Annotated in this window: 12 protein-coding genes; 6 read left to right on the plus strand and 6 right to left on the minus strand. The window is 69.6% G+C overall.

Going from position 1 to position 12,180, the window contains the following annotated elements:
- The first annotated feature begins 69 nt into the window (after positions 1-69).
- From HDA39_RS37095 to pcrA, 3 genes are all read left to right on the plus strand, one after another.
- Positions 70-462 (plus strand): peptidase inhibitor family I36 protein, encoded by a 393-nt coding sequence (locus tag HDA39_RS37095; RefSeq protein ID WP_184803326.1) that lies wholly within the window; start codon positions 70-72, stop codon positions 460-462.
- Positions 462-971, plus strand: coding sequence for an RICIN domain-containing protein (locus tag HDA39_RS37100; protein WP_184803327.1), 510 nt, complete (start codon positions 462-464; stop codon positions 969-971). Before HDA39_RS37095 ends, HDA39_RS37100 begins: the two co-directional genes overlap by 1 nt.
- 226 nt (positions 972-1,197) lie before the next feature.
- The gene (gene pcrA / locus HDA39_RS37105) at positions 1,198-3,522 is read left to right on the plus strand and encodes a DNA helicase PcrA (protein ID WP_184803329.1); all 2,325 of its coding nucleotides are present in this window, start codon (positions 1,198-1,200) and stop codon (positions 3,520-3,522) included.
- A 292-nt stretch (positions 3,523-3,814) separates the two neighbouring features.
- On the opposite strand, the gene HDA39_RS37110 is transcribed toward pcrA, so the two are convergent.
- Together HDA39_RS37110 and HDA39_RS37115 are read right to left on the minus strand one after the other, a co-directional pair.
- The gene (locus tag HDA39_RS37110; RefSeq protein ID WP_184803331.1) at positions 3,815-4,264 is read right to left on the minus strand and encodes a hypothetical protein; all 450 of its coding nucleotides are present in this window, start codon (positions 4,262-4,264) and stop codon (positions 3,815-3,817) included.
- Positions 4,265-4,407: 143 nt separating this feature from the next.
- Positions 4,408-4,860 carry a hypothetical protein gene (locus HDA39_RS37115; protein WP_184803333.1) on the minus strand — a complete coding sequence of 151 codons (453 nt, stop codon included), beginning with the start codon at positions 4,858-4,860 and terminating at the stop codon, positions 4,408-4,410.
- Positions 4,861-4,994: 134 nt separating this feature from the next.
- Between HDA39_RS37115 and HDA39_RS37120 the strand changes: the two genes are divergently transcribed.
- Complete coding sequence (locus HDA39_RS37120; RefSeq protein ID WP_184803335.1) at positions 4,995-5,558, plus strand: hypothetical protein; 564 nt, start codon at positions 4,995-4,997, stop codon at positions 5,556-5,558.
- An 85-nt stretch (positions 5,559-5,643) separates the two neighbouring features.
- Here HDA39_RS37120 and HDA39_RS37125 read toward each other — a convergent pair whose 3' ends face one another.
- The 4 genes from HDA39_RS37125 to HDA39_RS37140 form a co-directional block, all read right to left on the minus strand.
- Entirely contained in the window at positions 5,644-7,023 is a 1,380-nt protein-coding gene (locus HDA39_RS37125) for a lanthionine synthetase LanC family protein (RefSeq protein ID WP_202893235.1), read from the minus strand.
- Between the two features lie 245 nt (positions 7,024-7,268).
- Positions 7,269-7,808, minus strand: a complete 540-nt coding sequence (locus tag HDA39_RS37130; protein WP_184803337.1) for a DUF6886 family protein — start codon at positions 7,806-7,808, stop codon at positions 7,269-7,271.
- 83 nt (positions 7,809-7,891) lie between these two features.
- Positions 7,892-8,779 carry a M23 family metallopeptidase gene (locus tag HDA39_RS37135; protein WP_337926053.1) on the minus strand — a complete coding sequence of 296 codons (888 nt, stop codon included), beginning with the start codon at positions 8,777-8,779 and terminating at the stop codon, positions 7,892-7,894.
- A 302-nt stretch (positions 8,780-9,081) separates the two neighbouring features.
- Positions 9,082-9,963 (minus strand): esterase/lipase family protein, encoded by an 882-nt coding sequence (locus tag HDA39_RS37140; protein WP_184803339.1) that lies wholly within the window; start codon positions 9,961-9,963, stop codon positions 9,082-9,084.
- Between the two features lie 183 nt (positions 9,964-10,146).
- Between HDA39_RS37140 and HDA39_RS37145 the strand changes: the two genes are divergently transcribed.
- Together HDA39_RS37145 and HDA39_RS37150 are read left to right on the plus strand one after the other, a co-directional pair.
- Positions 10,147-10,566: a coenzyme B12-dependent isobutyryl CoA mutase small subunit gene (locus HDA39_RS37145; RefSeq protein ID WP_184803341.1), complete on the plus strand. Its 420-nt coding sequence runs from the start codon at positions 10,147-10,149 to the stop codon at positions 10,564-10,566.
- A 325-nt stretch (positions 10,567-10,891) separates the two neighbouring features.
- Positions 10,892-12,166 carry an ABC transporter substrate-binding protein gene (locus tag HDA39_RS37150; protein ID WP_238356250.1) on the plus strand — a complete coding sequence of 425 codons (1,275 nt, stop codon included), beginning with the start codon at positions 10,892-10,894 and terminating at the stop codon, positions 12,164-12,166.
- Positions 12,167-12,180: the final 14 nt, after the last annotated feature.

The following is a 12,180-nucleotide window of genomic DNA, read 5'->3' on the forward strand; positions in this document are numbered from 1 at the left end:
GTCGTCGCGATCATCGATGACGTCAGATCAGCCGCGGGCCGTGCGGCCCGCCGTCCTTGGGGGACAGTGATGAGAACACCTTTCCGACTACTCGCCCAGTCGATGGCCGTCGTGACGGGCGTCTCGCTGCTGACCGGACCGGTGCCGGCCGGTGCGACGCAGACAGGCACCGAGGCGATCACCCAGTGCGGTGACTCCTGGCGTGGCTACACCTGCTTCTGGGCGCGGGAGAATTACACCCCGGAGCGTCACGTGAAGCACATTCCGCGGGTGGCCTCCGGTTCCTGCCGGGTGGTCGAGGTCGATCCGGCGTACCTCGGCAGCCGCTCGTTCTTCAACCGGACCACCGGCACGCAACGGGTCTGGAGCAACGCGAACTGCACCGGCCGGAACTACCTCGTCGGCGCCAACCAGGCGATCTGGGACGCGCCGTTCACCGTCAACAGCGTCGGAGGTCTGTGATGACGACCGTTCACCGGCAGGCGAAACCGCTCGCCCGCGCCCTGCTGTCCACCACCGTTCTCGCCGCCGGCCTGCTGGCGGCGACCACCGCCGGTGCGCCGGCCCACGCCGTACCGGCTCCGGAGCCGGCGAGCGCCGTACCGGCCGCGGCGCAGACGTTCAAGAACCTGCAGACCGCTCGCTGTCTGACCAACCCGGCCGGGACCGGCGGGATGGTGAACGCGTACGCCTGCACCGCCCGGACCGATCAGAAGTGGAACGTCAGCTCCATCGGCAGCTACCGGGTACTCCGCAACGTCGCGACCGGCCTGTGCCTGGACTACAGCAACACGTACGACGTCCGGGCGATCGGCTGCAACAACGGCAACTGGCAGCAGTGGCTGCCGAGCCGGCAGTCCGACGGCACCATCCAGCTGATCAACAAGGCCACCGGCGGCTGCCTGGGCGACGGCAAACAAACCTTCGTCCAGGCCTGCAACTCGACCCGCCGCGACCTGCGCTGGTACTGAACAACCGAGCAGCGTCCGGCTCCCCGCCGGGCCGGATCAGCCACACCACCTGACAGACTGCCGCGCAGTGGTCAGGTGGTGTGGCATTTTCGGAGTTCGCGGGGAAGGTGGGGGAGGCGGAGGCCTTCCTGGTGGTCGTTCAGCGGATCGACGACCTCGGGGATCCGAGGGGTAGGACGGACCGCCGTACGGAGACTGTCGGAGGGAGCGCCTACCCTGGTGGGCGATGACTACGCTGTTTTCTCCTGATGAGCTTCCGGTGCCGCTCGAGCAGCCCAGGAAGGGTAAGGCCGACCCTGAGGCGTTGCTGGAGGGGCTGAATCCTCAGCAGCGGGCCGCGGTGGTGCATGCGGGGAAACCGCTGCTGGTCGTGGCCGGTGCGGGGTCGGGCAAGACCCGCGTGCTGACGCGCCGGATCGCGTACCTGCTGGGGGCGCGGGACGCGCACCCGGGGGCGATCCTGGCGATCACGTTCACCAACAAGGCGGCCGCGGAGATGCGCGAGCGCGTGGTCGACCTCGTCGGCCCGCGGGCGAAGCTGATGTGGGTGTCGACCTTCCACAGCTCCTGCGTGCGGATTCTCAGAAGGGACATCAAGCGGTTCGGGATCTCGTCGACGTTCTCGATCTACGACGCGACCGACTCGCGCCGGCTGATGACGCTGGTCTGCCGCGAGCTCGATCTCGACGTCAAGCAGTACAACCCGCGCGCCGTCCTGAACTGGATCTCCACCCAGAAGAACGAGCTGGTCGACCACGAGTCGGCCGCCTCGAAGGCCGAGAACCACCTGGAGGAGAAATACGCCGAGTGCTACCGGATCTACCAGGAGCGGCTCGCGCAGGCCAACGCGCTGGACTTCGACGACCTGCTGATGACGACGGTCAACCTGCTGCAGGCCTTCCCGGAGGTCCGGGAGTACTACCGGCGAAGGTTCCGTCACGTGCTCGTCGACGAGTACCAGGACACCAACCACGCGCAGTACACGCTGATCCGCGAGCTCTGCGGCGAGGACGAGCCGGGGCCCAACGGCCCGACCGCGCCGCCGGCCGAGCTGATGGTGGTCGGTGACTCCGACCAGTCGATCTACGCGTTCCGCGGGGCCACGATCCGCAACATCCTCGCGTTCGAGGAGGACTTCACCGGCGCCGAGACGATCCTGCTGGAGCAGAACTACCGCTCCACCCAGACCATCCTGACCGCGGCCAACGCGGTGATCAGCCGCAACGAAGGCCGGATGGCGAAGAACCTGTGGTCCGACCAGGGCCAGGGCGAGCAGATCGCCGTGTACGTCGCCGACAACGAGCACGACGAGGCGCAGTTCGTCGCCGACGAGATCGACCGGCTGGCCGATGCCGACAAGGTGAAGCCGTCCGACGTCGCGGTGTTCTACCGGACCAACGCGCAGTCGCGGGTGTTCGAGGAAGTGTTCATCCGCACCGGCCATCCGTACAAGGTGGTCGGCGGCGTCCGGTTCTACGAGCGCAAGGAGGTCCGCGACGCGCTCGCGTACCTGCGCGTGCTGGTCAATCCCGAGGACACCGTCTCGCTGCGCCGGATCATGAACGTGCCCAAGCGTGGCATCGGCGACCGCGCCGAGGCGGCGATCGAGGCGCTGGCCGCGCGGGACCGGATCTCGTTCGCGCAGGCGATGCGGCGGGCGCAGGACGCGCCGGCGATGGCGTCGCGCAGCGTCAACGCCGTCCAGGCCTTCGTGGACATCCTCGACGAGCTGACCGCGATGGTCGACTCGGGGGCGCCGCCGGACGACATCCTGGACGTCGCGCTGCATCGCAGCGGGTACTACGAGGAGCTGCAGAAGTCGCCGGACCCGCAGGACGAGACCCGGGTGGAGAACCTGGACGAGTTCATCTCGGTCGCGCGGGAGTTCGTCGAGGAGAAGACCGCGGCGGCCGAGCCGTCGGACCTGCAGGCGTTCCTCGAACGGGTCGCGCTGGTCGCGGACGCCGACCAGATCCCGGATGCCGCCGACGACGGTGGAGTGGTCACGCTGATGACGCTGCACACGGCGAAGGGCCTGGAGTTCCCGGTCGTGTTCCTGACCGGGATGGAGGACGGCGTCTTCCCGCACTCGCGGTCGCTGAACGACCTGAAGGAGCTCGAGGAGGAACGGCGGCTCGCGTACGTCGGCATCACGCGCGCGCGGCAGCGGCTGTCGATCTCGCGCGCGGCGGTGCGTTCGGCGTTCGGGGCGCCGCAGCACAACCCGCCGTCGCGGTTCCTGGAGGAGATCCCGTCGGAGCTGCTCGACTGGCGCCGCGACGAGTCCGCGATCACCCGCTGGTCGGGGACGGGGACCCGCGCCGGCGGTGGGATCCCGAGCCGGTACGAGCCGGCCCGGCGTACGCCGTCGGCCTCGGACAAGCCGGTCATCAACCTGAACCCGGGCGATCGGGTGGTCCACGACAGCTTCGGGATGGGCACGGTCGTCGTGGTTCGCGGCGAGGGGCAGCAGGCGCAGGCGGACATCGACTTCGGCTCGGAGGGCGTGAAGCGGCTGCTGCTGCGGTATGCGCCGGTGGAGAAGATCTAGTACGCCGGTACTACAGGTCGGCGTGCATGCGGCCGGGCAGGTCGCTGGTGGTTGAGATCGCGGCGGCCGGAAGAGAGCTCGAGCGGCGGGTGGACGGGGAGCCCGGGTGGCTTGGGCGGCGGGTGGACGGGAGCCTGGGTGCCTTCGGCGGCGTAGCGGATCGTCAGGCCGCAGCGCCGGTCCGGCGAGGTTCCTCGTACGGTGCCGGCGTCGCGCAGGTAGATCCGGGCCAGCGTGGTCCGCTGCCATTGGGCGCCCGAGGCGGGGTGCGCGGCGGGTCGTCGTACTGGAGTCAGCGGTGGGTTTCCAGTTCGGTGGTGAGCCAGCGGGCGAAGGCTTTCGGGTCCTTCAGGGTGTTGCCGGTGATGCGGAGGTTGGCGTCGCCGTGGACGGTGACTGCTTGCTCGGTGGCTGAGATCGCGGTGATGGCAGGCCACGCGAGATGGCGGCGGCCGAGGGTGACGCCCTCGGCGTCGATGGTCAGGGTCCAGGCGCCGGTGAGCAGGTAGAACAGGAAGCCCGCGACTACGATCAAGGCGACCAGGGCGAAGACGGCCCGGAAGTACGCGAGGCCGCCCCAAGGTTCTGCGCCGGTGAGGCGGGCGACGGTGCTGGTGCCGTTGGTGATCAGGAGACCCGACCAGACGACGAGCATCAGGATGGGGAAGCGGCGGGCGCGGATGACCAGGCGGCCGGTGTCTCGGAGCGTGGTCGTCCATTCGGTGGGACCGTCGGGCGGCAAGGACCGGACCTCCTCGGAGAGGGTGCTCCGGGCTCGTCGACTGCGCGGGACGCCGAGCTGCGGCCGGGAGTTGGAGACGGCGATCGTCCCACGGCGAGGGGCCGTCGTACCGCGGGAGTGAGCGGCGGTTCGTCGTACGGGAGCTAGTGGCGGGTTTCGAGTTCGGTGGTCAGCCAGAGGGCGAGGGCCGAGGGGTCGCGGACGGTGTTGTTGGTGATGCGGAGGTCCTCGGTGCCTTGCACTGTGACCTGTTCCTTGGCCGACGTGACGCCGGTGATCTCGGACCAGACGAGGTGCTGCGGACCGAGGGTGACGCCGGTGCCGTCGACCACGAGGGTCCAGCGGCGGGTGCGCAGGTTGTTGAGGATCATCAGCAGTGCGATCGCCGCGCCGACTGCGAGAATCGTGCGGAGGTAGGCGAAGAAGTCCCAGTCGGCGCCGCTCGACAGGTGGCCAACGGTGCGGGTGCCGTTGACCAGGAGGATTCCGCCGGAGACGACGAGGCTGAGGGTGAGACGGGTGCGCTCAGGGCCGACGACCAGGCGGCCGTGTTCACGGAGTGTGGTCGTCCACTGGGTGGGACCGTCTGACGGCATCGGGGACCTTCCTCGGAGCGGGGAGACGGTGATCTTCCCACGAAGCCGGCAAGGATTCGGGCGTTCGCGTTGCGCGGTGAGCCTGCCGTGGGTCACTCTGGGTCTTCGGCCCTCCCCGGACGACAGGTCCTCCCATGCCCAAGGCAGCTGACAGCTCCAACCGCCGGATCATCCTGGCGGGAGCGAACCCGGGGCTGCGGCTGTTCGACGAGCACGGGAAGGTCACCGCGTACGCGTCGATCTGGATGGTCGACTGGTCGGTACGCGGATCCGGTACGGCGGTGGTGCTCTGGTTCGACGGGATCGTGCGCGTGGTCTCGGAGGACGTCGATCTCGCCGCCTGGCTGGAACGGTACTTCGTTCGCTCGTTCCTCGAGGTCCAGGGCCTGCCGTGGCACGAACCGGCGGTCGAACGCGACCTCGTCCAGGTCTCGATGAACCTCGCCGACGGCCTCAGCGCCAAGGCGGCCGACATCCAGATCGAGATGGGCGGCGTACTCGACCGGCGCCTGTTCGCGACCGACACCTTCCAGCTCGCCGAGGGCATGCACAGCCTGAGCCTGGTGATCGCCCCCGTCCGCTCCGCCACGGTCTCCATCGGCGGCGCCTCCGTCCCGGGCTTCGTCCAGGTCGACGGTTCGCACGACCGGCCGGGGTCGTCCGCTTTCCTCACCACCGCCGAGGTCTGGCGCCGCTAGCCGACATGCACCACTGATCAACCTCGTCGGCGACCGATGGCTCAGGCGTGAGCGACCCCGAACAGGCGGGTCTTGAGGGCGTTGATCAGTGGTGGGCGTCGGTGGGAGTGGCCCACCAGGTGTCCATCCGCGGCTGGGCCTCAGCCGCTGCACCCTGCTCGACCACGCGGGCCGTGTGCAGCAGGTACGCCGCGATTCCCGCGGCGCCCTGCATCCAGCCGACGGCTGGTGGGAGGAGCGGGTCCTCGTTGCGGTGCTCGGTGAAGCGCCAGTACGTGCCGCCCTCGTGGAGGGCGTGCTCGACGAGGGTGTCGGCAAGCAGCGTCGCGAAGGCCAGATCGTCGGCAGAACCCGTGCGGTGCCAGGAGTCCAGGAGGATGTCGCCGACGCCGGCGGTGCCGCAGCAGCGGCCGTCGTTGTCCCAGAAGCCTGGGTGGAGTCGCGCGGGCAGGCCCGACGTACGGACGCTGTACAGGCAGCGCTCACGCCACTCCGCGGGCGCTGCGCCGGCGACCGACTCGACTCCCGCGGTGTCCAGCGCGGCGAAGGCCAGCGACGTGCCTGATGCGCCGTGGCACCACGTGTAGGTGAACTCGTCCTCGTCGTTGATCTCCGTCGGGATGTACCGCTGGACGACGAAGCCGCGGCCGTCGGTCCCGCCCAGGGGGACCAGCTGCTCGGAAACTGTCGTGGCGGCGGCGACCAGGTCAGGCCGGCCCAGCGCGAGGCCGCCGGACGCGAGCGTGGCCGCGATCCCGGCCAGGCCGTGGGACAGGTTCGGCATCACGGCGCCGGGCTCGTCCCGAAAGCGCCGCGGCACGAACGGCCAGCCGAAGTCGGCTCCAGCTCCGGCCCCCGCACCAGCGCCGGCTCCGGCTCCGGCTCCGGCCAAGCCGATCTCGCTGAGCAGGATCCCGCCCGCCTGCTCGGCCAGCTCGCGCCCGGCGTCGACGCCGTGCCGTGCCGCCCACACGCCGCCGAGCAGCACTCCCGCCGTACCGAGCGTCATGTCGTGGATCCGCGCACCCGGCGCGAACCGCGGCGGCAGCATCAACGTCTGCGGCCAGCCGTCGTCCTCCGCGAGCTCCTGCAACCGCGCAACAGCAGCCCGTACGCCGTCCAGCCGCCCGATCGCGACCATCGCGCCGATCGTGCTGACCAGCCCGTCGAAGTACGTGATGTCGGAGCTGCTCGGGATCCCCCGGACCAGCCGGTGGGCGATGCCATCAGCGAGCTCGCTCTCGGCGGCCGTCCACGGCCGGCTCAGCCGGATCTCCGCCAACGTGTGAGCCAGCCCGGCGATCCCGCTGTGCATCCCGTCGCGGTCGTCCGGGACCTGCGGCTCCGCACCGCTCACACCACTGGTCGGAATCCACGGCCCGTCGTCCGCCCACCGCACCTGCCCGAGCGTCCACTGCCAGGCGGCCTCAGCCGTCTCCCGGTACGTTGCGCCCGCGCTGCTCACCGGCACATGGTGCCACCACCCCTTCCCGACCCGTACGCCGCCCGCCCCCGCCGATCGCCGTCCGCCCCCCGCCGATCGGCCTCCGGCATGCCGCGCCAGCCCACACGCCACGGTCGGCGCCATCCAGGCGGGGGTTGCTGGTGGGGGGTGCTGGTGCGGGGCTCAGCGGCCAACAGGCCGCGTGGGGTGAGGTTGCGGCGGCCGGGCGGCGGTCGCTGAGAGTGGGCCGCGGCGCGTTCACGGGGCTACGTCGGTGGGGCCGCCGGCCGCGGAAGCGCGTTGCGGAGGCGGATGCCGCTGTACTCGAGGGTGCTGGTGACGACCTCGTCCCAGAAGGCGTGCAGGTTGGGCAGGACCCGGAGCTGGATGCCGGCCTCGGCGTGCAGGGCGAAGAGGTCGCCGACGCGTTCCGGCGGACCCAGGGGGACGACCTCGGTGGTGGCGACCATCGCGGCGTCGTGCTCGACGAACGACGCCGAAGGCAGCCGGTACGCGTACAGCTCGACCGTGCGGATCGCCTCGAGCCAGCCGTACTCGATCGCGTGGACGCGGGGGACGGAACCCGGGCCGATGATGCGGGCGAGGTCGTCGGGGGTGGTGCCGGGGCCCGCCCACGCCATCGCGCGGGGGCACTGCCGGGGGAACCAGTAGTCGGGGGCACGGTCGTGCCCCACGGCCCAGACGTACGGCGCCTGCTGCAGAGCGGTGGCGGCGACGTGCGGGCGGAAGACCTCGATCGCCGGGTCTTCGGAGAAGTGCAGAACCTCACCAGCCGCCGGACGCATGCCGCACACCCTAGGAGGTACGACGGCCCGTCGGCGAACCGGTGCGCCCGCCGGTCACGAGCACCGGCGGCGAGCGGGGTGGATCAGGGGTTGAGGCCGCAGACCTCGCGCAGCCACGGCATCGGGTTGATCGCCGAGCCGCCGCCGGGGTGGACCTCGAAGTGCAGGTGCGGGCCGGTGGTGTTGCCGGTGACGCCGACCGCGCCGACCTGGTCGCCGGCGTACACGGTCTCGCCGACCTCGACGCTGAACTTCGACATGTGGTTGTACCAGGTGACGGTGCCGTCGGCGTGCTCGACCTGGACCTGACGGCCGTAGGCGCCGGCCCAGTCGGCGAAGACCACTTCGCCCTTCATCACCGAGCGGATCGGCGTGCCGATCGGGGCGGCGAAGTCGGTACCGGTGTGGTTCGCGGCCCAGCGGCTGCCGCCCTGACCGAAGGTGGCGGTGATGTGGTAGCCGGAGATCATCATCTCGCAGCGGGAGGCCGACTCGCGGAGCTTCTCGGCGGCGGCGGCCGCGGCGACCTTGGCGGCGGCCAGCGACGACGCGCGCTTGGCGGTCAGCGCCCGGGTGGCGTCCAGCTTGGCGGCGCGGGCCTTGGAGAGGCGGTCCGCGGCGGCCTGCTTCTTGGTGGTGTCGGTGCTGGTGAGCGCGACCCGGGAGGAGTCACGGGTCGCCAGCTGACGGCGCTCGATCCGGGCCGTGGTGACCTCGGAGAGGCTGTTGCCGCCCGACAGTGCGGCGATGTTGACCGCTGAGTTCGCCTGCGTCGGCGACGCCAGGGAGCTGTGGCTGAAGCCGACAGCGCCTGCCGCCGCAGCGAGCGCTGCGGTGAGACCAACGATCTGGGTACTGCTAGGGGTGTTACGCCGGGCAACACGGTGTTTGGCGTGACGTGATGCGCCGGTCTTGCGCGCAGCACTGTTGCCTGGCGTGACGCGGTTTCCCGCGGCACGGTGCTGGGACACAACGTGGCCTTTCGGTCACAGGGGAGGGGCACTGTCCGCTCGCCGGGAGATTTATTCCCCTGGCGGGCTCAAGCACCATAACGGACGGGTCACGAGGCGACAAACCCTGCCACCCCTGTTCGGCCCTCTCCTTCACGAAACTTTTGCATGAGCCGCTGCACGTGCATCCGCTCACCCGCCTGACAACCTGCTAGGTCAACCAGTTTCGGGCCGAGATCCTGACAAAGATCCGGCAAGTTCTGTTTTCCGTGATCAGGCGTGTCCGGACAGTGAGCAGCCGTGAACGCCGTACGGCGAACCGCTCAGGCGACCTGTTCGTCGTCAAGGTGAGCCAGAACACCAGAAATCTGGTGCACCACGTCGCCGTGAAACGGCAGCGACAGGTGCCCGACCCCACGGATCCGCACGTTCCGCGCGATCAGGTCCGGGTGCGCGATCCGCGCCCTCCGCTGCGGGACGATCAGCTGGTCCACGTCGCTGTAGAACGCCACGAACCTGGTCCGGCAGTCCGGAGCCGGCTCCGCGAGCTCGTCCATCAGGTCGCTCTCGGGCCGCAACTGCTTCACCAGCGGCCAGGGCAGCAGGCGGGCGGCGACCGTGCCCTGGTGCGGCGTGCCGAGCGTGACGCAGGTGTGCACCCGCTCGTCCCCACCGAGGCGCTGGACGTAGTACCGCGCGATCAGGCCGCCCAGGCTGTGGCCGACGATGTGGATCTGGTCGGACCCGTACTCCTCACACAGCGCCTCGACCTCGGCGGCCATCCGCTCGGCGGTGGAGCGCACGTCCAGCGTCAGGGGCGAGTAGGAGAAGGTGTGGATCCGGGTGAACCCGCGGCGCAGCAGTTGCCGCCGCATCAGCGTGAAGACGGTGTGGTTGTCGACGATCCCGTGCGCCAGCAGGATCGGCGTACCGGCGGCACGGACGTCACCGACGAGCAGGCTGCGCTGAGCCGGGGTGAGGCCGTCTAGGGAGAGCCGGTCCGCACGGCTGCCGGCGCGGCCGACCAGGCCGAGCGGGTACATGGCCAGATGAGTGGTCAGCCACCCGATCTCGACCGCCGCGCCCTGCAGTACGCGCGGCGACAGCGCCGAGCGCGCGCCGTACCGGAGTCCTTCGAGTGCTTCGCGCAGGCCGCTGCGCACGGCACCGGTCGAAAAGCCCTCGTCAACCGCCTCGGCACTCATCGGCGACTCCTCACTCCTGCACCAGACCCCCCGCGCAACTGGTCTGACTTCTCTTTCACGGTAACCGGTTCCCAGAACGCGTGGCGGGGAACACACGCCTTCGTGTCTTATCCGTGAGGTGCCGCTCGGATAACCTGCGAAACTGGACGCAACGCGGCGCTCCAGTACTGAAAGGCCCGATCCATGCCTGCCACCAGCACCCTGCGCATCGTCGTCGCCAAGCCGGGCCTGGACGGGCACGACCGCGGCGCGAAGATCGTCGCCCGGGCGCTGCGCGACGCCGGGATGGAGGTCATCTACACGGGCCTGCACCAGACCCCGGAGCAGATCGTCGAGACCGCGATCGCCGAGGACGCCGACGCGATCGGCCTGTCGGTGCTGTCCGGCGCGCACATGACGCTGTTCAAGAAGGTCCGGGAGCTGCTGGCCGCCCGGGACGCCGACGACATCGTCGTGTTCGGCGGCGGGATCATCCCCGAGGCCGACCTGGCCCCGCTGGCCGAGCTCGGCGTCCGCCGGATCTTCACCCCGGGCGCGCCGACCCACGAGATCGTCGACTGGGTCCGTAGCAACGTCGGCGACGCCTCCGCCACCACCGCCTGATCACAGTCTGTGATCGGCGTGAACTGCTGGTGCCCATCCGGTTAGTTACTAATCGGTAATACCGAATCGTTAAGAAACACCTGGTTGTGCGGGCTGTCGAATCGCGGTCGCATACAGCCATGCGTTTGTCCGTACAGACGATCGGTCAGGTGTGTGGCTCAGGACACATCGCCCCCGATCTCGGTTACTGTCCGGACAGGGCGGATCGCAGCGTGGTGGGGGACTGTGGACGACCTGCGCAGGACCAAGTGAGATCCCATCGGGAGAGGGCAGGTACACGATGAGGTTTGAACGATCACACGCACGCCGGGCGGTCGCTCTGGCCATGACCGGCAGCCTTGTGCTGCTGGCGTCCGCGTGCGGCGGTGACGACGGGGACAGCGGTGGCGGCGGATCGGCCGGGGGAGCGCTCGAAGGGCGCGGCCCGATCACGTTTGCCACCGGCAAGGACACCTCCGGAAACCTGGTGAACCAGGTCAACGCCTGGAACTCCCAGCACCCGGAGGAGAAGGTCGAGATCAAGGAGCTGCCGGAGTCGGCCGACACCCAGCGCCAGCAGATGGTGCAGAACGCGCAGGCGAAGTCCGACGCGTTCAGCGTGCTGAACCTGGACGTGGTGTGGACCGCCGAGTTCGCGGCCAACCGCTGGATCGCCGAGCTGCCCGAGGACCAGTTCCCGGACCTGGGCAAGCTGCTGCCGTCGACCGTTGACACCGGCAAGTACCGCGACAAGCTGTACGCCGTACCGGTGACGTCGGACGGCGGGCTGCTGTACTACCGCAACGACTGGCTGCAGAAGGCCGGCATCACGGCGCCGCCGAAGACCTGGGACGAGATGCAGGCCGCCTGCACCAAGGTGCTCGCGCTGCCGGACGCCAAGGGTGCCAGCTGCTACGCCGGTCAGTTCGAGAAGTACGAGGGCCTGACGGTGAACTTCTCCGAGGCGGTGAACTCCGCGGGTGGTGTGGTCGTCGGTGAGGACGGCAAGCCGAACGTGGACACCCCGGAGGCGCTGGCCGGTCTCGAGCAGCTCGTGAACGGCTTCAAGGACAAGGAGTTCCCGGCCGCCTCCATCACCTACAAGGAGGAGGAGAGCCGGCGCGCGTTCCAGGAGGGCAAGCTCGTCTTCCTGCGCAACTGGCCGTACGTGTACGCGCTGGCGGGCAAGACCGACGGCTCGTCGAAGGTGGCCGGCAAGTTCCAGGTCGCGCCGCTGCCGGGCAAGTCCGGACCGGGCGTCTCGACGCTGGGTGGCCACAACTACGGCATCTCCGAGTTCACCAAGAACAAGGCGACCGCGGCCGACTTCATCAAGTTCATGTCCAGTGAGGAGCGCCAGAAGGCCAACGTCGAGAAGACGTCGCAGGCCCCGACCTGGGCCTCGCTGTACGAGGACCCGGCGCTGAACAAGCAGTTCCCGTACCTGGCGCCGCTGAAGGCGTCGATCGAGTCCGCGAAGTCGCGGCCGAAGGTGATCAAGTACGGCGATGTCACGACCGCGATCCAGGAAGCGGCCTACGGCGCGATGACGAACAAGACTCCGCCCAAGGATGCGCTCACCGAGCTGCAGACCAAGCTGAGCTCGCTCATCACTCAGTGATCGAACTGGCGGGG

It is taken from the genome of Kribbella italica (genome assembly GCF_014205135.1).
In the GTDB taxonomy this organism is placed as follows: domain Bacteria; phylum Actinomycetota; class Actinomycetes; order Propionibacteriales; family Kribbellaceae; genus Kribbella; species Kribbella italica.